Origin of the sequence: Bifidobacterium asteroides, from assembly GCF_048001765.1 — a bacterium.
Lineage (GTDB): Bacteria > Actinomycetota > Actinomycetes > Actinomycetales > Bifidobacteriaceae > Bombiscardovia > Bombiscardovia asteroides_K.
This window is the reverse complement of sequence record NZ_CP181447.1, coordinates 173,893-199,246: the sequence shown is the minus strand read 5'-3', so window position 1 is coordinate 199,246 and position 25,354 is coordinate 173,893. Positions and strand designations below refer to the sequence as shown.

Here is a 25,354-nt window from a genome sequence, read left to right as displayed (position 1 = left end):
TCACTCGCCGTCCTTCTTCTTGTCGTCGTCGTCCACGACCTCGGCATCCACCACGTCGTCATCGGCGGACGAGGAGGAACCTGCACCCGAGGCAGCACCGGCGGCATCTGCAGCGCCCTGGGCGCCTGCAGCATCCCCGGAGCCCTGCTGAGCGTAGAGGGCCTGGCCGATCTTCTGGGCAGAGGTCATCAGCTCGCTCTGGGCGTTCTTGATCTTGTCCATATCCTCGCCCTTCAGAGCCTCTTTCAGAGCGTTGACCTTGTCGGTGACCTCCTTGGCCACCTCGTCGGAGATCTTGTCCTTGTTGTCGTTGACCAGCTTTTCGGTCTGGTAGGCGGCGGACTCGGCGGCATTGCGGGTGTCGGCGTCCTCACGACGCTGCTTGTCTTCGGCCTCGTGGGCCTCGGCCTCCTTGACCATACGGTCGATCTCGTCCTTGGGCAGGGCGGAGCCGCCGGTGATGGTCATGGACTGCTCCTTGCCGGTGCCCTTGTCTTTGGCGGAGACGTGCACGATGCCGTTGGCGTCGATGTCGAAGGTGACTTCGATCTGAGGAACACCACGCGGAGCCGGAGCGATGCCGGTCAGCTCGAAGGTCCCCAGAGGCTTGTTGTCACGTGCGAACTCACGCTCGCCCTGGTAGACCTGGATCAGCACGGAGGGCTGGTTGTCCTCGGCGGTCGAGAAGACCTCGGACCGCTTGGTGGGGATGGCGGTGTTGCGGTCGATCAGCTTGGTCATGATGCCGCCCTTGGTCTCGATTCCCAGGGAAAGCGGGGTCACGTCGATCAGCAGCACGTCCTTGCGGTCGCCCTTGATGACGCCGGACTGCACGGCAGCGCCGACGGCCACGACCTCATCGGGGTTGACGGTCTGGTTGGCTTCCTTGCCGCCGGTCAGTTCCTTGACCAGGTCCTTGACGGCGGGCATACGGGTGGAGCCGCCGACCAGCACCACGTGATCGATGTCCTGGACCGAAATGCCGGCATCGTGCAGCACGTTATTGAAGGGCGTACGGCAACGGCCCAGCAGGTCGGAGGTCATCTCTTCGAAGTGGGCCCGAGTCAGGGTCTCGTCCAGGTGGACTGGAGTCCCGTCGGGGGTCATGGCCAGGTACTGCATGGAGATGCTGGTGGACGAGGAGGAGCTCAGCTCCTTCTTGGCCTGCTCGGCGGCCTCCTTGAGCCGCTGCAGGGCGATCTTGTCCTTGGACAGATCCACGTTGTACTTGTTCTTGACCTCGCTGACCAGCCAGTCGATGATCTTCTGATCCCAGTCGTCGCCGCCCAGCTTGTTGTCGCCGTTGGTGGCCTGGACCTGAATGGTGGAGAAGCCGTCGTCATCCTTGCCGATCTCCAGCAGGGAGACATCAAAGGTGCCGCCGCCCAGATCGAAGACCAGGATGCGCTCATCCTCCTTGCCCTTCTCCAGACCGTAGGCCAGAGCCGCGGCGGTGGGCTCGTTGATGATGCGCAGGACGTTCAGGCCGGCGATCTTGCCGGCATCCTTGGTGGCCTGGCGCTGAGCGTCGTTGAAGTAGGCAGGGCAGGTGATGACCGCGTCAGTGACGGGTTCGCCCAGGTAGGACTCGGCGTCCCTCTTGAGCTTCATGAGGATCTGGGCCGAGATCTCCTGCGGGGTCCACTTCTTGCCGTCGATCTCGACGGACCAGTCGGTGCCCATGTGACGCTTGACCGAGCTGATGGTCCGGTCCACATTGGTGACGGCCTGACGCTTGGCCACTTCGCCGACCAGAATCTCGCCTGACTTGCTGAATGCCACCACCGATGGCGTGGTACGCGCGCCCTCAGCGTTGACGATTACCGTGGGCTCGCCGCCCTCCAGTGTTGCAATGCAGGAATTGGTGGTTCCCAGATCGATGCCAACTGCACGTGCCATACTCGTTACCTCCTGATGTAATTGAGGTGTGGGTTCTGGCCCGCACCTCATCGTTCACGTTCTCCGCTCGCGCTTCGTTCGTGGTCCCAATGGCCGGCTCCCGTCGGCCCGGGCAAGCAGCCATCATGACCACTCCGAAACTTGAGCCTACATCACTCAACTTCTTCTGGCAAATATTATTCCCATCCAAGTGAACGATTCCTGCATCAGTTTCAGGTAGTCACTTTCTTATGCTATGTAGGAACGCATTGCATAATTTAAAATTGCGTTCTTAACCATGACCAAGCCTCCAGGCGCCACCAGAGCGAGCAAAAAAAGACCGCGTGGCATGACAGCCACCGAGGCGAACAAAAGTCCGAAAATGAGGCAGTCAAGCATTACAAGCGCTACGGTATATGGCCATTTAGTCAGCCCGAAAATCAATGAATTCTTTAGTGTTCCCGCAACAGAGTTGGCAAATCGGGCCTGCAGCCACCAAACCCATTCAAAACCGATTATCCAAAAACAAGTAGCAATGAGCTGTGGAGCCAGTAGCGCCCATGAACGTACGACAATCCAGAGGACCACCAAAGCGGCGCCAGGAATACCAAGAATCAGCCACAGGATGGTTGCTTGCGTAAAGTTGCTTGTAAAGGCAGCGAAAAAATCTCGTGTCACATGTCCAATCCCCGCCAAAGACCTCCTGACTGCATAATTCGCAGCAACCAGAGCAGAGCCTGCAGTAATCACGGGCAACGACACCACAATCATCAATATAGTTATCCATACCGCATCAATAACTATAGATAGTCCACGCATAAAGGCTGACTCTGGCGAAAGAATATGCATGATGTTCTTTTCGACGTCACCTAGGCATTAACAGATTTGGATCAGGCTGTTCAACAACAGTCGGGAAAGGCAGATGCGGTTCTGTTTGATACCAATAAGCCACAGTAGCCACGTCATCCTCCCGCTCGAACATTCCACTCTCGCGGCCACCTATCTGTTGCCATGTAACCCGCAAATCCTGATGGAAAATAATTGGGTCCATTAGGTGCCAGCGATACATTCCCCGTACTATAGGGCTTGAGTCATCCCAATAATCACTGATTTCACCCCCGGTTGTCCGCGAATAGAATGGGTAGCCCATAAAGGCCCTGTTATAGGTCTGTTCATGCATGGCATCTTTATTCGTTTCCGATCGAAAACTCCAAGCGCCACCGAAATAATCCTCAGCACCAGTACTGCACCAGGTAGGAAATTGGTTATCACCATCGATGAAGAATTTAAACTCACCTTCACCCCACCATCGTGATTGCAAAGCAGTAAGGGCCAAATAGGTACCCACATATATTCCGTCACCCGCTACACCGTCAAGAACGGTGTAATCCTGTTGTCTGGTAGTGACAGGTTCCCGCCGCCACTGAGCGTGAAACCTCATCAGCTCGTCAGGTAGTGCATCATTAAGTTCATAATCGATCTGATAAAAGACTGATTGCACATCCTCGTCGTGGTTGTTGACCAGTACGATTCTGGCCGAGCTGAATGGCATGGGGAAGTAACAATTAAATCCTCTAGTTGGGTTAACGCAGATAGGTAAGGAGTCCACCAGAGCACCCCGTCCGTGACCACAACAGAAGAAGTCGCCCAATGGGGAAACGACTGACGGTCTCTCTTCACCGTCCCAATAAATCTTGATCAACAGATTCCGAAGAACATATAAGCCCTGCGGCGAGGTGGCATCCGTGACAGTGAACCACATATGTTTGATGATCCCTGGCTCCCGAATATCTGCAATAGTGACTGATTCGCCGCGACGCAGAACAGGCAGACTAGGATGCCCTTTTCTGGTAAACCCTAAAGGACTGCTTGAATTTCCAGCTTCCCCCTTTCTCCCTTGAGGATTTTCCCCATTTATGCATCTCGTCACACCATGCCTGGGCCTCAACAGGCGATAAAGCAGGTCATTCTCGTATGCTTGCACCATCTATCGCACCAATCGCTTTCTAGTTCATCCGAACTTGTATGTCGGCTATTGATCGCTTATGAAATAGCGATAGTCATATCAACCCGCTTTCGTGGGCCCACTACCTCTTTCAAAACCACTGAGGAACTGTCAAACAGCCTGACCAGCTGTGCTTCCATCCTTCTGCTTGAATCATTAATCTTGACATCTTCAAGCATGGAATTTGCGGGCATGCAAAGTTGAAGACGAGCATGTATATCGTGATCCGTGTTATTTACAAGACTGAGCTTTTCATCGTCAACCACAAAATCCACCGTGCCGTCCAGGAAAGCGAACCCAGTAAGACTGGCCTTGTGCCAAGGCAGATACGGCGCAAAACTAACAGAACTGGTTTTCGCATCAGCTTGTATCCCAAGAATGTCATGAAGCATGAGACTCACGAATTCACCACCGCCCCAGCCACACTTTCCCAGACCTCGTTTTATTCGATTCGCATCCAGCTCATCATGCTTAAATGGCCACCACCAGAACGACCCATCCAAATCGGTCGTTCTACGAATTGCTGCAAAAGCATGTCGAAGATCCTCGCGATTCCTTGTCCGCTTCAATAAACACAGATACCCAGGATATGAAACACCATTGCTGCCGTCGAAATCCCAGAAATCAATGCCTCCAGAAACACGGGCATAATAAGGGTTTCCTATACTGTGAGCCCAATACATATGGTTGATGATGCGGCAGTCATCGCGCTTGGTAAAACCATATACACTTGCGAGCGCTAAATCGCTTTCCTCGGCATCATGAATTGGCACCAGATCGCCATTGGCATATGCGCCTTCCACGAACTGCTCACCCTGGCCAAAAGACCCCACGCACAACGTTTCAATGGTCTCCATTAGTTGCGAACGAATCGACGACAGCGTCTCGATGGTACTGTTCTCAAACAGAGCATGAAAATCTTCAATTAAGGCATCTGCGGCTCTCCATGCAAGCATATTGGAACCTGTATGAAAGTCCCCGCGAGACAAACCATCAGAGATAAAACGCGTGGCATACAATAATCCTCGATCAGGTCGGTCAGCAATCATGCACCCTGCAAGCTGATGAAGATAATCGACGATTACCGAATCAGGCTGATTCACAAAGTCGTAGCCATAGCGTCGATAAATCATCGAGAGGACAACTGCGCCCATGCAGGCGTTACCCAAAGAGTGCCGATATGACGATTCACCTGCTTGACCTTCTTCTGCGGTACCCCACTGCTCGCCAGGAGCACTGGCAGCGCAAAGATATCTAGCGCACCTATATGCCAGCCATGGATTCGTATCCACTAAGCCAATAGCCGTGTAGGAAAAATCCCTCATCCACACATCAGGCTTCGGGTTGACATTAGACCCCCAGAAAGAACCGATGACCTCACCGTCAGCAAGTTGAAGGACACTCTGCCTAGCAAGTTCAGCCGCCCGAGTCAGCTCCTCACCAACCCAAGGCTCTTCTGGTACTTCTAACACTCCTTGCGAGCCCACGGACTCTAAGACTTTCCCAAGCGCGCAATCCATTTCCTCAAGAGTCACCACAGGAGGTGATGGAAGCACGTCGACAGCGAATCTACAAATACAACCGATCTGTATCATCTGTCCGGCATCCAAGCTCACCTGACAGCTGCCAGAGCGCTCAGGATTATCCTTAGTAATCAGGGTTACGTCAATTGCCAAATCAGGCCACTTTGATTGACATGATTCTTCGCAATCCAACTCAATATCCAGCGTATGGGACGAATCGCTCTGATTTCTCACCTCAGCCAGCAAGAAAACAGCGCTCACCTTTGTCTCATAGTCAGCTGGCACGAATACCCGCAGTATCACTTCGACGTCGTGTCGGCAGAAGCAAAAGACAGGAACGACGCCTTTCTCGAAGTTCAACGAAGGCTGTTGCAAAGGTCTGCCATCAATCGACATGCGCAATCCGCAACGACCGTCGAAGTATGCCAATTGTTTTTTAGTGTATACGCCTGGGGCATCAGAACCCCGCGCATCCTGAGACCCAACACCGACTACTGCGCGACGAACGAATGCCGAACGATCCAGCGAAGCCAAAAGTCGATTATTGGAAACATCTACACAAAATGGGTAATCATTATATCGAGGTACCTCTTCCTCGGGCATATAGTCGTTTGGCCATTCCAATCCTGCCGCAGCATACAATGAAGAACGGTTACGAGCACCGCCTTTGGCATCATAGCCCATAGAGATCGACTGGCTCATTGTTGGCTGGTAGCCTCTTGTTCCACTCGATTTCCTGCTGGTTACTTCACCCACAGCTCACCCCTTTACAGCTCCAGTAGTGATGCCCTCAACGATGTATCGCTGGCACAGCACATAAAATACGACGACCGGTATGATGGCCAAGACCAGGCAGCCCATCATGGCGCCCAGATCAACAGCGCCATAGCCGCCTTTCAGATATTGCACTGCTATCGATATAGTTTTGTATTTTCTGATATCCAAGGTGAGATATGGCAGCAAGAAGTCATTCCATATCCACATAGTTTCAAGAATGGCCACACTCATCACTGTTGGCTTCATCATAGGCAGGATGATTCTGAAGAAAGTCTGCGGAACCGACGCCCCATCAATCATGGCCGATTCCTCGACTTCCATCGGCAACGATTTCACAGCTCCTGTAAAGATGAAAACTGCAAGACCAGCGCCGAAGCCCAAATAGATTACCCACAGACCCCAAGGGGTGTTTAATCCGAGCATGTCGGTGATTTTGGACAATGGGAACATGATCATCTGAAAAGGCACAATCATATTGAACAGGAACAGCACATAGATGAGCTTTGCGAATTTGTTGTTAACGCGGACTATCCACCAAGCGCACATAGATGTGCATAGCAGGACCAACAAAACGCTTCCCACGGTCAGAATAATGGTCCACCCGAAGCTGACCAAAAGATTCGTACGCTCAATGCCGCGTCGATAGTTTTCCAGCCCTGCATAACTTTCTGCATTAGGCAAGCTGAAAGTTTCTGTGGAAATATATGCCTTTTTCTTAAAGGAGTTGATGATCACCAGGATCAACGGATAAATCCACAGTAACGAGACCAGCGAAAAGAACACGGTCCACAAACGGCCGTGACGCAAGGTGCTTTTGCTCACAATGCCACCTCTTTCCTCGCAGAAAGGCGATTCTGAGCAATCGCCACTATCGCCACAATGACGAAGAATATGACAGCCTTAGCCTGCCCAACACCTTCCATGCCAGCGGTTCCGTAGAAAGTTCGATAGATATTGAGCGTGATCAGCTCCGAATTATTGGATGGAGCACCGTTGGTCAATGCAAGGTTCTGGTCAAATGTCTTGAATCCGTTGGTTATGGTCAAGAATGTGCACACAGTGATGCTCGGCATCATCAGAGGCAAAATCACACGTCGCAAGGTTTGACCTTGGCTGGCACCATCCACCTGTGCCGCTTCGATGACATCCCCGGGCAAAGCCTGCAGCCCAGCGATATAGATAATCATCATGTAGCCGATTTGTTGCCAGCAGGTAAGTATCACCAGACCCCAGAATCCGTAAGTCGCCGAGAAGGTAATAGAACGGTTCCAGAACGACAGCACACCATTGAGCAGCAACTGCCAGATGTATCCCAGAATGATACCGCCAATCAGATTAGGCATAAAAAAGATACTGCGGAACAATGTTGATCCACTGATTTTCTTGGTCAGCATATAGGCGATCATGAACCCGACAGCATTGATGATGACGGTGGTTATCACTGTAAATAGAACTGTAAGCACCAAGGAATGTATGAATTCAGGGTCACTAAAGACACCTGAATAATTGCCAACACCGATCCATTCAGCATCGGTAATAGTAGTGAAGTTTGTAAAGCTTAAGTAGATACCAAGTATGAACGGTACCACAAACCCCACCATAAAAGCTACCAAGGTCGGTAAGGAGAACAACATCCACCATTTACGTATGGATTTGCCTATCATCGATATCATTATGTTGCTGACTTTCTGACATGTAACGGTCGCCCACTTTGCCCGGGGCAACTTTTGAGACATCTCTCACGCCGAGGTGGGGGCAGATTCATGCGTTTTCCACGCATCGGGGGTCTGCCCCCCGTCGTGCGATGCTGTTTTCAGACGACCGCTTTCGTCTGCGATCGATTAGTGGAGTTTCGTGGCAGTCGGCAAGGCACCGGTTGTTTGCTTGACCAGCTTCCAGTCTTTCTGCCAACCATCAATGTAGCTGCGCTCGACATTGTTCCAGTCCTTGGTGCCTTGGGTATACTCCAAGAGTGCGTTAGCCAGGTTGTCGCCCCACTGAGTGCTGGGAAGATTGAAACTGCGAACCAGTGGCTTGCCTTGCTTCTCATAGGCCCGCGCGGATAAGGTCAGGACATTGTTGGGCTGGTATTTGTCGCTGAATGCCGAGAAAGGCACGGAGAAACTCATCTTATGAGAAAGAGTTTCCTTGCCCTCTTCGGAAGTGACCATCCACTTGATGAACTTCAAGGATGCTTCCTGATTGGCCTTGCTGGTTTTTTTGTTAATAGCCCATGAAGCATCATAAACAGATGCAGGTCCCATTTTTTCTTCGCCAGGAATACCCATCCAATAAGGGAGCATACCCATATCCTCATCCGCTACCTTGTTATTACGAATCAATGGGTAGGCCCAGACCCCTTCAGGGAAGAAAGCAACCTGTCCCTGGGAAAATTCAGCGACACAATCGTCATAGGTCTTATTGCTGGCTGTCTTTGGATTCGACGGACTGCTGGCAACTTCAAGATCAAAAAGATCCTTGTAGTTCTTCAAATAAGTGCCCTTCAATTCAGGTTTGAAGGTGGTATTGGAGTCCTGATATTCGTAATAAAGCGGTATACGTGACATGTGGGATACGAACCTGTGCTCATCGGAAGCGTCTACCGACGGCGTAGTCACTGCACCTTGCAGGCCCAGATCGTCTTTGTGCTCCTGAATTGAGGTGATCACTTTCTTTAATGTCGAGTAATCTTTGATATCGTCGACACTTTTAACCACGGCGTAGGGTTTGGTCCCGTATTCGTTAATGATCTTTTTGTTGTAGATGATGCCGTAATATTCGGCTGCGAAGGGGAAAGTGAAGGAATCGTTGCCGTCCTTCATGGAATACTCCGTGCCGTTCTTGTCCAGAAGCTTATAGACGTCAGTATCCTGAATAGGCAGCAGATACTTCTTAAATTTCGGGAAGTTATCCATGCCGATGCTCAGAATGGTCGGCGCATCCTTCTTGGCTAATTCCGACTGTGTGGTCTGATCCAGTGTGTTGGTCGCTGCCGTGACGATATCAACCTTGATACCGGTCTTCTTTGTGAAATCCTTTGCCAGCTGATGGTACTGATCGGCAACTTCAGATTTGTGATTAAGAAAATAAACTCTTCCCTTATCGGAACTGGAAGCAGACGAACCGCCACCACAGCCCGCCAAACCTACGGCCAGCATGGCTACCGTGGTCATGACGGTCATACTTTTCACGATACCGCTGCGCATATTGCTCACGCTCCTTTGCGAATTCTCATGGACACTTGCAGTATGGCATCTATTGCAACCGTTGTCAAATATGAACGAAATTATCCATGTCTCAACAACAAAAGACTTCTTACTTAGCTGATATTACAACAATCTTCTCTCATCTAAAATAGAAACAACGTATGCATTAAGTTCAGACGCGTCTCTAGCTTATTGCTCTCTATGGCAATAATTCGAAGCTACTTTCATATCCGAGAACCCTTTATTATCCTGAAGACTTCGGTAATTAGTGTCCCATAACGGGCCTGCTACTTTACATCAATTCCACGGCAAAAATAAGTCACCACGACTCTCAATTGCAATCGTTGTCATCTCTGTAGTATAGGTTATCTATATACCACCTGCAGAAAGAGGAGGCCATAGGCGGCAAATAGAAGCAGTACGGATCGGCTGTCTTTTCGAGCGATCCGATAGAGATATCCATCCAATAATCGTACAGGTTGGCAGTGCAGCCGGCATGAGCAATTAGGCATATCGGTGGGGCCACTTACCTGTCGCCGCAGCACAATGTCACAGGAGGAGCATTATGCAGCAGATGCAGAAACGGGACGACTGGTGGAAACAAGCGGTCGTCTACCAAATTTATCCACGTAGCTTCAGGGACTCGAACCAAGACGGGATTGGAGACATCGCTGGAATTACCAGCGAAATAAGTTATCTGGATTACCTAGGAGTTGATGCCATCTGGCTTTCGCCCTTCTATCCTTCTGAACTGGTTGACGGTGGCTATGATGTCATCGACTATCGCAACGTCGACCCGCGCCTAGGGACTATGGCGGATTTCGACACTATGACAGCAACGGCTCACTCACACGGAATCAAAGTCATTGTTGACATCGTCCCCAACCATACATCGGATCGTCACCCATGGTTTCAGGATGCCCTTGCCTCGCCAAAAGGGTCTGAGGCCCGTAACCGGTATATATTCCGTGACGGTAGAGGGCCTGACGGCTCCATTCCTCCCACTGACTGGATATCCGAATTCGGCGGCTCTGCATGGAAGCGAGTAGAAGACGGCCAATGGTATCTACATATATTCGCTTCCGAACAGCCCGACCTAAACTGGAAGAATACGGATGTCCGTGAAGACTTCAAGCACACGCTACGCTTCTGGTCCGATCATGGAACCGACGGGTTCCGTATCGATGTCGCACATGGGCTGGCCAAGGACGTGTTAAACAGGCCTCTGGAGGAGTTGAACCAATGGACTCTGCAAAACAAAGATAATCCGGATGGGAGCAATCCTCTCTGGGACCGTCCAGAAGTTCATGACATCTATCGTGAATGGAGAAAGGTATTTGACGAATATACTCCGGCTCGTTTTGCCGTTGGAGAAGCTTGGGTCGAGCCGGATCACCAATACCGTTACGCCTCCAAGAATGAATTGGGACAAGTATTCAATTTCGAATTTGCCAAGGCCAATTGGGATTCTTCAGAAATGCGAGATGCGATTGAGGACGGTCTGCAAACAGCCGAACGTTCCCACTCAACTGCCACATGGGTGATGAGCAACCATGATCTGGTCCGGCATGCCAGCCGTTATGCGTTGCCTCAGATTCACTCCCGAACACAGCATCAATTAGCTAAGGACTGGGTGCTGCGAAATGGCGAGTCCTATGAAGAAAACCGTGTACTAGGTACACAAAGGGCCAGGGCCGCTATCCTGCTTGAAATGGGCTTGCCCGGGTCTGTATATATTTATCAGGGGGAGGAATTGGGTCTCTTTGAGGTGGCTGACATCCCTTGGGAGCGCCTAGAGGATCCGACAGCCGTACGTTCCAAAGGGGCCTTGAAAGAAAAAGGCCGTGACGGTTGCCGTGTCCCCCTGCCTTGGGATGACCATGACTCCCCCGAGCCAGCAGAATGGAATCATAAATTCGGACAGAACGGAACCTTTGGGTTCTCCACGCGCAAATCCAGTCAATTCGTAAGGCCGCACCTGCCACAGCCCTTGTGGTTCGCAAGCTTCTGCGTTAATCGCGAAGAGTCGGATCCATCCTCCATGTTGAATCTCTACAGGCAGGCCATATCTGAACGTGCACGATTGTTGACAGAGATACCCGATACATCTTTGAGCTGGCTGACGGACTATGACGACCCGAAGGTAATTGCCTACACCCGATCCTGTAGCAGCGGGAATAGTAAACTAGCCATCATCACCAATTTTAACGAACACCCTATTCCCCTACCTACCGGTAGCGTAGTTCTTGCTTCAGTAAAAATCGCGGATAACCTTCTTCCTCAAGATGCCACTGCATGGATATTATTGGAGTAAACATCTACAACTGATTCCCGCATTTGAAGGAGAGGTCGACCTGCGAGCGCTGGGACAATGGAAAGGCGGCAACCTTGTGAATGCGACAATTCAGGATGTTGCCGCCTCGGCACATGTATCGGTTTCCACAGTCTCACGGGCTTTCAACAACCCTTCACTAGTATCCGATAAGACAAGAGCACGAGTGCTCGAAGCTGCACGCCAATTGAACTTCTCCATCATGAGATCAGCTACTGTACTGAAATCAGGACAGTCGTTGCGTATCGCGTTGCTAATCAGCAGCCCAATCCAATCCTGGTTCAATTCTTCAATTCTGGAAGGGTTGAACACAATCTTCAACCCGGCTGGCTATGACATTGCCATACGTCGGATTCTGACCCTTCAAGAACGACAGGAATTCTTCCGCGATCTCCCTATCAGACGCAACGCTGATGCAGTCATCGTAACTTCGTTTGACATAGACAAGGACGAAGTTGAACGACTTCATTCGGCAGATGTTCCTCTAATCGGCATCAATTCATCATTGTCAGAGCTGTTCGACGCAGCGGTCAATATTGACGATGTGCAAGGAGGCATGCTGCTGGCACGACATCTCATGTCCTTGGGGCATCGAAATATTGCCTTTATAATTACAGAGATGTATGCTTCAGTACTCCATTTCAGTGCGCAAAAGCGAGTCAATGCCTTTCTCGATACCTGCCGAGCAAACGGAGTAGAACCCACCATTATCAAGGTCGCAGACAGCCATGATCAGATAGATGATGCCTTAACGCAAATATTCAGCCTTTCATCTCTTCCCACTGCTATAGCCTGCCAAGAGGATGGCATAGCCGTACCTCTGATGTTCGAATTGCAGAAGAGCGGCATTGAGGTACCAGCCACAGTCTCGGTGACAGGTTTTGATGACAGCCTGTACGCGCATGAAGTCGGGCTGACTACAATCCATCAGGATCCCATACAACTTGGAAAGATCGCCGCCAGGAAAGCCTTGGACCTAATCGCTGGCAAGAAAATAACCAACACTTGCGAAACAGTACCCGCCAAGCTAATTCTGCGTAGTAGTACATCCCGTCCAAGGCATGGGGCCGAAAGCATCACATCCGGACAACAACCATAATGCGCTATAGATTTCTGCCTGATTTTATTTATGTTATACCGTGCAGACTCAATTAGAATCGTCAAACCCGCTAAGACCATCCGATATTCATCTCAATCACACATTCCACTGCCTGAGCACGCGTTCCCCCTGGTAGATGCCAAGAACACCGTAATGCGCCGTATTCATCCTGAGTAACTGGGCCTTGCTTGGGTCCAGGGTCAACCACTGCGTGGTCAGGATGCGCAGAATATGAGCGTGTGCCACCAGGAGCACATGCCGCCCCGCCCATACCTGGGGTTCAAGCCATTTGACTATCTCTCGCGCACGAGCGGCCACCTGATCCAGACTTTCACCGCGGGTCACGTGCACTGGAACACAATCGCCCGAAGGCAGAACGACCACCCGGTCACCGGTCAGTTCATTGATGCCCAGGGCCTGCGGGCCGTCGACCCACAATTTCCAGTCGCGGCCGAGACTAGCCACCACATCTTGAGGACGATGCCCTTCGGCCGGGCCATAATCCCACTCCAGAATCTCATCCATCGGTGTCGGATCAGGAAAGCCGGCCAGCTCGGCTGTCTGCCTGGCACGTCGTAGAGGACTGGAAAAAACACAACCAGCGTCAAACCCCTTGGGAAAGGCTTTGGCCAGCCTCTGACCGGCCTCCCTGGCCTGTTCACATCCTTGGTCAGTCAAGGGAATATCAGTGCGTCCCGTATACTGTCCTGTCTTGCTCCAAATAGTCTGACCATGCCGTAACAGCACGGCGTAGCCCTCACTCTCAGCCGAGGCATCATTGCCCGCCGCGTTTTTCACAGTATCCATGCATGGTATTTTAACCCCATGCGTGTGGGATAATGGACCTATGACGGACTCAGGACGGGAACCTGGCGGGATGGCCGAACAAGTGGTCGGCATGTTTCATCAGGTGGACGACAAGGTGAATGACATGCGCAACTCTATTGAATCGGATCCGGACTCGCTGACAGACAAGCTGGTCAAGTTTGCACTTCCCAGCATTGCGGCACTGCTGGCAGGCAAACTCTTCCAGTCTTTCTGGAGCGGACTGGTCCGCAAGCGCAACGGAGGCGTTGACAACCCCGAAGAAGATCAGGAGAGCGCTACTGACGATCTTCTCTTCAGCGTTCTGTCGGCAGCCGTTATCGCCTTGGTCACAGGTCTGTCCGAGCGGGGTTCCCAGGCTCTGATCGACCGCCGTCACCAGCGCTGAAAGCAAGGGACGCTGACTGATAACCAGACCGGTCCAGATAACGCTGATTGCGTGATTTTGACGACAAGGTCTTGCATTGGAAGGCATTGACGGTCAGAATGTCAAAATGACCTTAGCAAACTCGCAGAAAACCCCGACCACGAATCCGGCCGACAATCCCACCATACGGACCTTGCTAGAGCGACGCTCCATCCGCGGATTCACAGAAGAACCCGTTGACGAAGAGACCGTCGCCCTGCTTGAGCAGGCGGCCCAGCACGCAGCGACCAGCCGGTACTTCCATGAATGGTCGGCCATCAGAGTGACGGACCATGATGAGGCACTTGCCATCGCCGACATGGCCCATCAGCGCTATGTCGCCGAAGCCCCGTTGCTCTACATCTTCCTGGCGGATCAGCGTCGCAATGCCGATCTGGTCCGACGATTCGCCGATGATGTGGATCCGGATACCACCCTGCTCAACTCCGGCTATGTCTTCCTGCAATCGCAGAACGATGCGGTTCTGGCCCTACACGCCATGGAAACCGCAGCCAACGCCCTGGGCCTAGGCGGAGTCATTCTGGGCAGCGTTATCAATGACACAAACAGATTGATTGATCTGCTCAAACTGCCCAAACTGGTCTATCCTGTTCTGGGTCTTGCCATCGGCCACCCGGCCCAGGATCCGGATCCCAAGCCCAGGATGCCTCGCCAGGCGCAAATCTTCACCAACACCTATCATCGGGTCGAAGATGATGGAGACATGAAGGATGCCTTGGCCGACTTCGACCAGACCGTCACCCGCTACTATCGCGACATCCGGCACCTGGACGATCCCCACCGCTCATTCAGCGCCATGATGGCCGACAAGGTTCGCAACCCTGCCTCCGGCCATGAACCAATGCTGGATTCGATCCGCCGACAGGGCTTCGATCCAGCCTGCTAGGCAACGAAATTCCTGCCAGCCAGATAAACCGTAGGAGTTGCTGGATACGTTCAACAGCCTAGTTCACCAGCATTAGGCGAATAGACATAGACTGACGACCCCAGGCAGCAAGATCAGCGAAGTCCAATCTTGTTGTCTGGGGTCGTCAGAATCAATCAGAATCAACTTGGTAATCACCAAGAACGCTGGGCTACAGAGGCAATGACTGCCTCACCTGTGACGAGGCTTATACCCGCGTTTGCGACTATGCGGTTTCGAAGCTCGCGAGGTAGTCCTTATACGCTGGTAGGAGCCGGGCTCATGGCTTGTCAGATGCCAGCTTCCGCAGTAGTCGCAACGGTAGACCCACAGAAGAATGTCGCGTTCGACCATGCTACGGTCGGCGGCCTGCTGGGCTTTGGCCCGATCGTGATACATGATCTTGGACGTAGCAACGCAACGTCGTGGGGTGAAATAATGCATGACAGCGTACGACTACCTCGAAACCGATCTGACTATCCTTTTGTGCATTTTTTGCCACTCATGATAACTACTATCCGCCTAAGCAGGCCCTGCCGCGTGGCATACGCAGACGATGCAAGATCAGACGGCAGGGCGCAATCCTTCATAACCTGAAACAGTAGAACTGGGCCGAAATCGGATGGACGTGAGCGACCATACGGCGAGGATCAGGGCAGGTCGTGACCGGCGCTCAGATAGAGGTCGTACCATTCCTGGGCGGTCAGATCTACATCTGCCCCAGCGGCCATCTGGGTGATGCGCTCAGGGTTCATGGATCCCAGAAGCACCTGTATACCTGCAGGGTGCCGCAGAATCCAGGCCACTGCGATTGCGCTCTTGGTCACTCCATGCTGCTTGGCCAGTTTGTCCAGCTCGGCATTGAGCTCGGGGTAGCGGGGATTGTCCAGGAAGACCCCGTCGAAATATCCGGTCTGGAAGGGGCTCCAGGCCTGAATGGTCATGGACTTCAGCCGCGAATATGCCAGAAGACCGCCATCATGGTCCAGGCTGGGATCGTCGCCCATATTGACGTGGATCTCCTGGTCGACCATGCCGGTGTGTCCCAGGCCGAACTGCAGCTGGTTGACCTCCAACCGCTGGCTCACTGCGCTCTGAAGCAGCTCCACCTGCATGGGGTTGACGTTGCTGACACCAAAGTGCCGAACCTTTCCGCTAGACTGCAGTTCATTGAAAGCCTCAGCCAGATCATCCAAGTCGACCAGGGTGTCGGGGCGATGCAGCAGCACAAAGTCGACATGGTCGGTCTGCAGGTTGACCAGCTCCTCATCCAGTGCCTTCAGCAGATGATCCTTGGAGAAGTCGTAGCGGGTGATCTGGTCGCTGTCCGGGTTGCGGAAAATGCCGAACTTGGTCTGGATGCCAACGCTATCACGGTCTACGCTCAGGTCCTTCAGAGCCTGTCCCAAGGCTCGGCTGCTGGCCCCAGCATGGTAGCAGTCTGCTGTGTCGAAGAAGTCCACGCCCGCATTCATGGCCGTCTCCACAATGGTCCGTGCTTCCTCGCGGCTCTTCTGATCGATGCGCATGACTCCTAAGGCCACACGGGAGGCCCGGAATCCTGACCGTCCTAAATTCATGTATCGCACAATATCCTCCTCGCAATTGACATCTAGAATCGAGTCTACCCGTCCCAGCCGCTCCAGCCCTGTGCACTTACTCCAGCAGGTTGTCGCGCAGGGCATCTACCTGGTCTGGTCCGAACCCTAGAGCCTGCTGGGCATAGGCGAAGACATCACCGTAGGTCTCGAGCATGGTCTGTTGGGCATGGGCCAGGTATTCTTTCTTGACGCAGAGCGCAATCTGCAGTGCATCCAGTGAATCCTGGTCGAAGCCTTTGGCGCGGAACTGGTCCAGCAGCTCGTTGTTGGCGCCGATCCTTTCCTGGTTGGTCTTCAGATAGTCGGCGAATATCTGGTCGTCGTCCACCTCCAGCAGCCAGAGCACCAGGGCCGCGGCGAACCCGGTCCGGTCCTTGCCGGCAAAGCAATGGAAGAGCGTGGCCCCCTGGGTATTGCCCACAACGATGCGCAGGAACTTCCCATACCCCTGCTGGGCCGCAGGACTCATGACCAGGTCATGGTAGACATTCAGCATGTGGCCGTTGACCTGATCCGACGAACCCAGCGAGGCGAAATCGTCCAAGCTGGCACTGTTAGTGCCACTCTGCTCCAACAGATCAATGTTGGTGAAGGTCACACCGTCAATCTGATCATCGGGGCTTTCCTGTATCTCGAAGGGCCGACGGAAGTCCACGACCTGCGTCACCTGGTAGCGGTCGACCAAATCCCTCCTGGTCTCCTCGTCCAGGCCGACCAACTGTCCTGACCGGATGAACTTGTGGATCCGGACCCGGCGGCCGTGAATGGTCCGTATACCTCCCAGATCACGAAAATTGGTGATGTTCATCAACAACCTCCTTAGGATTCGTCCGGTCCCCATGTCAACCCCGCCTTCATAAAATCACGGGGCCTAGGAGCGCCAGCGCGCAATCAACCGCAACGAGCAATGCAACCAAGCTATCATTACCGCTGCTGTGTAGACACGCCATGGTCTCCTGTCGAATGCGTTTTTTGAAAGATTGGTCGGTCCTATTACTGCTTACTGCTTTGCCGTGAGGGCCTGTCTGATGGGTGTGCCGCCCCCAACGATGTTGTAAATCCTGCCTTTGGTCTGCGGCAGGTCGACGCAGTCGGCCAGGCATTGCGCCACGTCAGGGATAGGTATGGGTCCGGGTCCGTTGGGCTCCACCTGGATGGCTCCTGTGCCCTTCTGCTCGGTCAGACTGCCTGGCTCGATGATGGTGTAGTCCAGTCCGGAGCCGATCAGGTACTGGTCGGCCATGTTCTTGGTCATGTAATAGTCGGCAAGGGCATCGATGGCAGGTTTGACCTGTGGTTGCTCCCAGCGCAACCAATCCGCCGCATACATGGCTCCCAGCATGACGTACCTGGTGATACCGACCGTTTTGGCGGCCTCTATGGTCTTCATGGCTCCCAATGCGTCGATCTGGTTGATGTCCTTGCCGCGTGAGCCTGCGGTGAAGACAACCGCGTCCGCGCGCGACCTGCGGAATGCTTCGGTTACTTGGGAGAGCGGGTCATGCAGATCCAGGGTCATGGGCTCCACCTGCTGGCTAGCGGGAATCTTCGAAGCCCCTCTTGCGCAGGCGATCACTTCGTGGCCGGCTTTGACCAAGTCCTCGCAGGTCAATGCACCCACTCTGCCCGTGGCTCCTACAAGAATGATTCTTTTACCCATGCTCATCCGCTTTCTTTGCATACGGTGTTTGCACACCTGATTTGGCTGCTTTTCATTCTAGGTGTCCCATGCAATAAACAACAGGCGGAAAATCAAGCCACAGTTTCCGGATCGGTACGTTCAAATAGCAAATCGAAGACTGCTCATGTGAAGGTGGCCTTTCGTGTTTAGCTTGGCCATGTTCGATTATTTGGCGCTCTACTTTGTGCAGGACAGCAGAGACTGCTAAACATTGATTCGACTCGAATATGAAAAAGGGAGGCACCCTCAGGAATATTCTCCTGAGGATACCTCCTATATTCTCGTGTTGTGGCGGCGGTGTGCTACTCTCCCACACTCTTCCGGGTGCAGTACCATTGCCGTGCTGGGTCTTAGCTTCCGGGTTCGGAATGGGACCGGGCGTCTCCCCCAGGCCATGACCGCCGCGAATCTTCAATTTCATCCATCCCCTTCATGCGAAGGGCATGGGGTCTTCTGGTGGTTCGGGGACCGGATGGTGGACGCGTGTTCCGTGTTCGATCGCCTGTGGCCGTCGTGCATATTGCCGCAGGTCGTATCCGCAGTATGGTTGATGCCGCCACCCCTCAAGGGGTGGGTGTTGTGTTGTCCTCGACCATTAGTGCCGGTCGGCTCCGCCCCTTGCGGGGTGTCCACGTCCGGTCTATCGACCATGTGTTCTGCATGGGGTCTTCAGAAGCTTTGAGGCTTCATGGAATCCTTATCTTGGAGGGGGCTTCCCGCTTAGATGCTTTCAGCGGTTATCCCATCCGAACGTAGCCAACCGGCCGTGCCGCTGGCGCGACAACCGGCATACCAGAGGTTCGTCCACCCAGGTCCTCTCGTACTATGGGCAGGGCTCCTCAAGATTCCAACGAGCGCAGAGGATAGAGACCAAACTGTCTCACGACGTTCTGAACCCAGCTCGCGTGCCGCTTTAATCGGCGAACGGCCGAACCCTTGGGACCTGCTCCAGCCCCAGGATGCGACGAGCCGACATCGAGGTGCCAAACCATCCCGTCGATATGGACTCTTGGGGATGATCAGCCTGTTATCCCCGGGGTACCTTTTATCCGTTGAGCGATGCCGCGTCCGTACGCCGGCACCGGATCACTATCTCCGACTTTCGTCCCTGCTCGACCCGTCGGTCTCGCAGTCAAGCTCCCTTGTGCGATTGCACTCAACACCCGATTGCCAACCGGGCTGAGGGAACCCTTGGGCGCCTCCGTTACTCTTTGGGAGGCAACCGCCCCAGTTAAACTACCCGCCAGGCACTGTCCCTGGCCGGGATGACCGGCCGAGGTTAGAGGCCAGATGAGGACAGAGCGGTATTTCACATTCCGGCTCCACGGATGCTGGCGCACCCGCTTCGAAGCCTCCCGCCTATGCTACACAGTCCGCACCTAACGCCAATACCAAGGTATAGTAAAGGTCCCGGGGTCTTTTCGTCCTTCTGCGCTTAACGAGCATCTTTACTCGTACTGCAATTTCGCCGAGCTCCTGGTCGAGACAGTGGGGAAGTCGTTACGCCATTCGTGCAGGTCGGAACTTACCCGACAAGGAATTTCGCTACCTTAGGATGGTTATAGTTACCACCGCCGTTTACCGGGGCTTGAATTCACCGCTGCCCCCTCCGAAGAGGGATGACGGATCCTCTTAACCTTCCGGCACCGGGCAGGCGTCAGTGCATATACAGCGACTTACGTCTTCGCATGCACCTGTGTTTTTGGTAAACAGTCGCTACCCCCTGGTCTGTGCCGCCCCAGCCGGCTCCGCGCGCAAGGCGCATCACCGGCCGGGGCCTCCCTTATACCGAAGGCACGGGAGTGATTTGCCGAGTTCCTTGACCAGGATTCGCTCGATCGCTTTGGTATACTCTACCTGACCACCAGTGTCGGTTTGGGGTACGGGCGGCGCCACTCCTCACGCCGAAGCTTTTCTCGACGGAACGGCACACCGGATTCGGGGCACAAGACCCCCCATCATCACACCTCGCGCTCATGCCGGGCGGATTTGCCTGCCCGACGCGCCGCATGCTTGACCACGGATAACCACCACCGCGGCCCGGCTCCCGTTCCGTGTCACTCCCGCGCTACCCGCCACGCATCCACACGCCGGTCCCATGCCATCGGACGGTCCGAAGACCGCCACCCGACACAGGTAAGGGCATGCTTCCACGTCTTGGATTGGACGGCTTGACGCCGGTAGGAGAATATCGACTCCTTCATCCATTCGACTACGCCTGTCGGCCTCGCCTTAGGACCCGACTCACCCGGGGACGACGAACGTGGCCCCGGAACCCTTGGTCATCCAGCGGACGGGATTCTCACCCGCCTCTCGCTACTCATGTCTGCATTCTCACTTCCACGCGGTCCACGGCCGGCTCACGCCGCCGCTTCGCCCCACGCGGAACGCTCTCCTACCCAGCACAGCGAACTGCGCTGCCGCGTCTTCGGTGGCGTGCTTGAGCCCCGCTACATTATCGGCGCGGAACCACTAGACCAGTGAGCTGTTACGCACTCTTTCAAGGATGGCTGCTTCTGAGCCAACCTCCTGGCTGTCTATGCGACTCCACATCCTTTCCCACTTAGCACGCGCTTGGGGACCTTAGACGACGATCTGGGCTGTCTCCCTCTCGACGACGGAGCTTATCCCCCGCCGACTCACTGCCGCGATACACCTCACACGTATTCGGAGTTTGGCTGCTGTCGGTACCCGATACGGGCCCTCAAGCATCCAGTAGCTCTACCCCATGGAGGCACTCACGCGACGCTGCACCGAAATGCATTTCGGAGAGAACCAGCTATCACGGAATTTGATTGGCCTTTCACCCCTAGCCCCAGGTCATCGGCCCGGTTTTCAACCCAGGTCCGTTCGGTCCTCCACGCGGTCTTACCCGCGCTTCAACCTGCCCAGGGCTAGATCATCCCGCTTCGGGTCCAGGACACGCGACTGGAAACGCCCTTATCGGACTCGCTTTCGCTACGGCTGCCCCACACGGGTTAGCCTCGCCACGCACCACTGACTCGCAGACTCATTTTTCGATAGGCACGCCGTCACCCCGAAGGGCTCCGACGGATTGTAGGCACACGGTTTCAGAAACTCTTTCACTCCCCTCCCGGGGTGCTTTTCACCTTTCCCTCACGGTACTCGTACGCTATCGGTCAGACAGGAATATTCAGGCTTACCCCACGGTCGGGGCCGATTCACACGGGATTCCACGAGTCCCGCGCTACTTGGGAACAAGAACCGGCAGGCGGCGCGCCTTCGGCTACGGGGCCATCACCCTCTACGGCCGGGAATTCAATCCCGTTCGCCTCACACGCCGCTTTATCACTGCCGCCGGGCCCGTCGGAGCCCGGACGCCAAGTCCCACAACACCCATGCCGCAACCCCCGACGGGTATCACACGGCACCGGTTTGGCCATCATCCGCTTTCGCTCGCCACTACTCACGGAATATCCTTTCCTGCAGGTACTGAGATGTTTCACTTCCCTGCGTACCCCCCGCACGAATGCGGTGCCGGCCCATCACGGCCGGCGGGTTACCCCATTCGGACACCCTCGGATCAAAGCCCTGTCGGCGGCTCCCCGAGGCCTATCGCGGCCCCACGCGTCCTTCATCGGTCCTGTCTGCCAAGGCATCCACCATGCGCCCTTGCCGACAACACGACCACAGGCCATGCCACGACAACAACAACTGCGAACTGCCAGACGACAAATCATCACACTAAACGATCACAAAACGATCGACCCGAACCCACTCAAAAATAGGCTCGGACGAAACAATACAGCAGACAACCGGCCCGAAAGCCGGCCATCCGCTCGCGTCCACTATCCAGTTCTCAAACCACCAGCACACCGACAGGACCCGACGCGGGACAAACCCCACGCAGGAACCCGACGGGCATCGGGAACACCACCCACAAGGGTGGCGGTCCGGGAACCCAACAGCGCATCCATGCCACAGCCTCAAGACCGTTCCACGCCAGCACGCCCACACCATCCGGCCGACCGGCCGGACCCGCAGGCACGACCCCCACGCATCACACGCAGGGGATTTCCAAAATCTCCGTAGAAAGGAGGTGATCCAGCCGCACCTTCCGGTACGGCTACCTTGTTACGACTTAGTCCCAATCGCGGACCTCACCTTAGACGGCTCCCCCCCAAACGGGTTGGGCCACCGGCTTCGGGTGCTGCCCACTTTCATGACTTGACGGGCGGTGTGTACAAGGCCCGGGAACGCATTCACCGCGGCGTTGCTGATCCGCGATTACTAGCGACTCCGCCTTCACGGAGCCGGGTTGCAGGCTCCGATCCGAACTGAGACCGGTTTTCAGGGATCCGCTCCATGTCACCATGTCGCATCCCGTTGTACCGGCCATTGTAGCATGCGTGAAGCCCTGGACGTAAGGGGCATGATGATCTGACGTCATCCCCACCTTCCTCCGGGTTAACCCCGGCGGTCCCCCGTGAGTTCCCGGCATGACCCGCTGGCAACACGAGGCGAGGGTTGCGCTCGTTGCGGGACTTGACCCAACATCTCACGACACGAGCTGACGACGACCATGCACCACCTGTGAACCGGCCCCGAAGGGAAGCCGCGTCTCCGCGGCCGTCCGGCACATGTCAAGCCCAGGTAAGGTTCTTCGCGTTGCATCGAATTAATCCGCATGCTCCGCCGCTTGTGCGGGCCCCCGTCAATTTCTTTGAGTTTTAGCCTTGCGGCCGTACTCCCCAGGCGGGATGCTTAACGCGTTAGCTCCGACACGGAACCCGTGGAACGGGCCCCACATCCAGCATCCACCGTTTACGGCGTGGACTACCAGGGTATCTAATCCTGTTCGCTCCCCACGCTTTCGCTCCTCAGCGTCAGTGACGGCCCAGAGACCTGCCTTCGCCATCGGTGTTCTTCCCGATATCTACACATTCCACCGTTACACCGGGAATTCCAGTCTCCCCTACCGCACTCCAGTCCGCCCGTACCCGGCGCCGATCCACCGTTAAGCGATGGACTTTCACACCAGACGCGACGAACCGCCTACGAGCTCTTTACGCCCAATAAATCCGGATAACGCTTGCACCCTACGTATTACCGCGGCTGCTGGCACGTAGTTAGCCGGTGCTTATTCGAAAGGTACACTCACTCTCGCTTGCTCCCAATCAAAAGCGGTTTACAACCCGAAGGCCGTCATCCCGCACGCGGCGTCGCTGCATCAGGCTTTCGCCCATTGTGCAATATTCCCCACTGCTGCCTCCCGTAGGAGTCTGGGCCGTATCTCAGTCCCAATGTGGCCGGTCGCCCTCTCAGGCCGGCTACCCGTCGAAGCCTTGGCAGGCCATCACCCCGCCAACAAGCTGATAGGACGCGACCCCATCCCATGCCGGTAAACCCTTTCCCACACCATCATGCGACAGCGCGGAGCATCCGGCATTACCACCCGTTTCCAGGAGCTATTCCGAAGCATGGGGCAGGTTGGTCACGCATTACTCACCCGTTCGCCACTCTCACCAGGCAGCAAGCTGCCCGGATCCCGTTCGACTTGCATGTGTTAAGCACGCCGCCAGCGTTCATCCTGAGCCAGAATCAAACCCTCCACAAAAAACCATGAAGAAGGCCGAAACAGCCCACATCAATAATTGACGGGCCGGCTTCCATAAGGAGGAAACCAACCCACGAAAAACCCCGACACCCCTCACAACGCTCCCACGTACCCGACAACAGCCGGGCGGGCATCGGACTGGCAATCAAAAAGCTATAAGTAGCACAAACACGCTCTTGAGTTCTCAAACCACCACCACACCAACAAGCCATTCAACTTCCTCCCGGAAGAAGAACCGCCGTGTTGAGCAGCAAGAGATAAACTTACCACGAGCCGGCCGAAACGCAACCCGGCCCTCCCGTAAAGACCCTCAAAACAAGCAATAACAAGCCCTCAAACGGCGTGTCGTTACTTGCCCTTTCTGACTTTAGAACTCGCTAAGATGTGGCCTCAGCGCACCATCACGGCTTCATGCACACATTTTATTCACAGATCATCGGCCAGGCCACTACCTTATTGGCGTGTCAGCATAGCCCTTTCACGGTCCTTCTGAACTCTGGCCATAGTCAGCCACATCCGGCGCGGAGCTCACCTTCCGTTCTCGACCACCAGTCATCCACAACGCAAGAATGCCAATGTTGATATAAATACATATTCGCGCACCATGTCGGCTTTCGACTCATAGAGTCTATTAACGGATGGTAAGACGGGTGTATGAGCACAACAATTGCAGTACTGACCGGTGCGGGCATCTCGACTTCCGCCGGCATACCGGATTTCCGCGGGCCTGACGGGGTTTGGACCAAGCATCCTGATCAAATGAACGTTTATGACCTGGACCTGTTCATGAGCGACAAGAAGCAGCGGGAGTATTCATGGCGGTGGCAGAAGGAGTCGCCCGTCTGGAAGGCCCAGCCCGGAGTAGCCCACAAGGCACTGGCCAGGCTGGAGCAGGCAGGCATGCTGAACCTGCTGGCAACGCAGAACTTCGATGCCCTCCACGAGAAAGCCGGTAACTCCGAGGACGTCATCGTCAACCTTCACGGGACCATAGGCAGCTCCCATTGCATGAAGTGCGGCCAGGCATATCGGACGGCCGACATCATGGCCAAGCTTGATCAGGAACCCGATCCACACTGCCACAAGCCCATGCCCTACCAGGGCAACATGCCTTGCAATGGCATCATCAAGACTGATGTGGTCTACTTCGGTCAAGCCCTGCCCGAAGGAGCCATGGAGAAGAGCATGAGGCTGGCCAGCCAGGCCGATCAGTTCTGGGTGATTGGCTCCACCTTGGAAGTGTATCCGGCAGCTTCGCTGGTTCCGGTGGCAGCCCAGGCGGGCGTGCCAATCACCATCATGAACATGGGTTCGACCCAATACGATTCCCTGGCAACTCGACTCATCCACGAACCTATCGAAGAAGCCCTGCCCAAACTCGTCGACAAAACCATCGCCGGACAGGGATGATTTCCCAACCGCTCGGCGCAATTAGTGGAACAGATCTGCGATCTGCAGATTTCTGATGGGCCCTGCAAGAACCTGCAGGGCCCACTATGGCAATCCTTTAGCCGTCTT

At 54.6% G+C, this 25,354-nt stretch carries 17 protein-coding genes and 3 rRNA genes; 5 read left to right on the top strand and 15 right to left on the bottom strand.

Features of this window, described 5'->3' with window-relative positions:
* The 7 genes from dnaK to ACNAOV_RS00700 all read right to left on the bottom strand — a co-directional run bounded on the left by dnaK (position 1) and on the right by ACNAOV_RS00700 (position 9,389).
* A complete protein-coding gene (dnaK, locus tag ACNAOV_RS00730) occupies positions 1-1,899 on the bottom strand; it encodes a molecular chaperone DnaK (RefSeq protein ID WP_416517545.1) in 1,899 nt (632 codons plus the stop codon).
* 228 nt (positions 1,900-2,127) lie between these two features.
* The gene (locus ACNAOV_RS00725) at positions 2,128-2,727 is read right to left on the bottom strand and encodes a DUF624 domain-containing protein (RefSeq protein WP_416517544.1); all 600 of its coding nucleotides are present in this window, start codon (positions 2,725-2,727) and stop codon (positions 2,128-2,130) included.
* Between the two features lie 16 nt (positions 2,728-2,743).
* Entirely contained in the window at positions 2,744-3,865 is a 1,122-nt protein-coding gene (locus ACNAOV_RS00720; RefSeq protein WP_416517543.1) for a glycoside hydrolase family 172 protein, read from the bottom strand.
* 56 nt (positions 3,866-3,921) lie between these two features.
* Positions 3,922-6,108: a hypothetical protein gene (locus ACNAOV_RS00715; RefSeq protein WP_416517542.1), complete on the bottom strand. Its 2,187-nt coding sequence runs from the start codon at positions 6,106-6,108 to the stop codon at positions 3,922-3,924.
* 57 nt (positions 6,109-6,165) lie between these two features.
* Positions 6,166-7,005: a carbohydrate ABC transporter permease gene (locus ACNAOV_RS00710; protein WP_416517541.1), complete on the bottom strand. Its 840-nt coding sequence runs from the start codon at positions 7,003-7,005 to the stop codon at positions 6,166-6,168.
* Positions 7,002-7,856 (bottom strand): carbohydrate ABC transporter permease, encoded by an 855-nt coding sequence (locus ACNAOV_RS00705; protein WP_416517540.1) that lies wholly within the window; start codon positions 7,854-7,856, stop codon positions 7,002-7,004. Before ACNAOV_RS00705 ends, ACNAOV_RS00710 begins: the two co-directional genes overlap by 4 nt.
* A gap of 168 nt (positions 7,857-8,024) precedes the next feature.
* Positions 8,025-9,389, bottom strand: a complete 1,365-nt coding sequence (locus ACNAOV_RS00700; RefSeq protein ID WP_416517539.1) for an ABC transporter substrate-binding protein — start codon at positions 9,387-9,389, stop codon at positions 8,025-8,027.
* 565 nt (positions 9,390-9,954) lie between these two features.
* Between ACNAOV_RS00700 and ACNAOV_RS00695 the strand changes: the two genes are divergently transcribed.
* Positions 9,955-11,703 carry a glycoside hydrolase family 13 protein gene (locus tag ACNAOV_RS00695; RefSeq protein WP_416517538.1) on the top strand — a complete coding sequence of 583 codons (1,749 nt, stop codon included), beginning with the start codon at positions 9,955-9,957 and terminating at the stop codon, positions 11,701-11,703.
* A 76-nt stretch (positions 11,704-11,779) separates the two neighbouring features.
* Complete coding sequence (locus ACNAOV_RS00690) at positions 11,780-12,820, top strand: LacI family DNA-binding transcriptional regulator (protein WP_416518108.1); 1,041 nt, start codon at positions 11,780-11,782, stop codon at positions 12,818-12,820.
* A 96-nt stretch (positions 12,821-12,916) separates the two neighbouring features.
* On the opposite strand, the gene ACNAOV_RS00685 is transcribed toward ACNAOV_RS00690, so the two are convergent.
* Entirely contained in the window at positions 12,917-13,627 is a 711-nt protein-coding gene (locus ACNAOV_RS00685; RefSeq protein WP_416517537.1) for a histidine phosphatase family protein, read from the bottom strand.
* A gap of 70 nt (positions 13,628-13,697) precedes the next feature.
* Between ACNAOV_RS00685 and ACNAOV_RS00680 the strand changes: the two genes are divergently transcribed.
* Together ACNAOV_RS00680 and ACNAOV_RS00675 are read left to right on the top strand one after the other, a co-directional pair.
* Positions 13,698-14,033, top strand: a complete 336-nt coding sequence (locus ACNAOV_RS00680; RefSeq protein ID WP_416517536.1) for a DUF4235 domain-containing protein — start codon at positions 13,698-13,700, stop codon at positions 14,031-14,033.
* 106 nt (positions 14,034-14,139) lie between these two features.
* Positions 14,140-14,958 carry a nitroreductase family protein gene (locus ACNAOV_RS00675; protein ID WP_416517535.1) on the top strand — a complete coding sequence of 273 codons (819 nt, stop codon included), beginning with the start codon at positions 14,140-14,142 and terminating at the stop codon, positions 14,956-14,958.
* Positions 14,959-15,168: 210 nt separating this feature from the next.
* Here the strand turns inward: ACNAOV_RS00675 and ACNAOV_RS00670 are convergent, their stop codons facing one another.
* The 7 genes from ACNAOV_RS00670 to ACNAOV_RS00640 all read right to left on the bottom strand — a co-directional run bounded on the left by ACNAOV_RS00670 (position 15,169) and on the right by ACNAOV_RS00640 (position 23,836).
* A complete protein-coding gene (locus ACNAOV_RS00670; RefSeq protein WP_416517534.1) occupies positions 15,169-15,420 on the bottom strand; it encodes a hypothetical protein in 252 nt (83 codons plus the stop codon).
* 206 nt (positions 15,421-15,626) lie between these two features.
* Entirely contained in the window at positions 15,627-16,565 is a 939-nt protein-coding gene (locus tag ACNAOV_RS00665; protein WP_416517533.1) for an aldo/keto reductase, read from the bottom strand.
* A gap of 67 nt (positions 16,566-16,632) precedes the next feature.
* Complete coding sequence (locus tag ACNAOV_RS00660) at positions 16,633-17,385, bottom strand: tyrosine-protein phosphatase (RefSeq protein ID WP_416517532.1); 753 nt, start codon at positions 17,383-17,385, stop codon at positions 16,633-16,635.
* A gap of 192 nt (positions 17,386-17,577) precedes the next feature.
* Positions 17,578-18,243, bottom strand: coding sequence for an NAD(P)H-binding protein (locus ACNAOV_RS00655; RefSeq protein ID WP_416517531.1), 666 nt, complete (start codon positions 18,241-18,243; stop codon positions 17,578-17,580).
* A 304-nt stretch (positions 18,244-18,547) separates the two neighbouring features.
* Positions 18,548-18,664: ribosomal RNA gene (rrf, locus tag ACNAOV_RS00650) — 5S ribosomal RNA — on the bottom strand.
* 170 nt (positions 18,665-18,834) lie between these two features.
* Positions 18,835-21,905: ribosomal RNA gene (locus ACNAOV_RS00645) — 23S ribosomal RNA — on the bottom strand.
* Between the two features lie 406 nt (positions 21,906-22,311).
* Positions 22,312-23,836: ribosomal RNA gene (locus ACNAOV_RS00640) — 16S ribosomal RNA — on the bottom strand.
* The 16S, 23S and 5S rRNA genes sit together here, the layout of an rRNA operon.
* Positions 23,837-24,490: 654 nt before the next feature.
* Between ACNAOV_RS00640 and ACNAOV_RS00635 the strand changes: the two genes are divergently transcribed.
* Positions 24,491-25,246: a Sir2 family NAD-dependent protein deacetylase gene (locus ACNAOV_RS00635; protein WP_198220191.1), complete on the top strand. Its 756-nt coding sequence runs from the start codon at positions 24,491-24,493 to the stop codon at positions 25,244-25,246.
* Positions 25,247-25,354 lie beyond the last annotated feature (108 nt).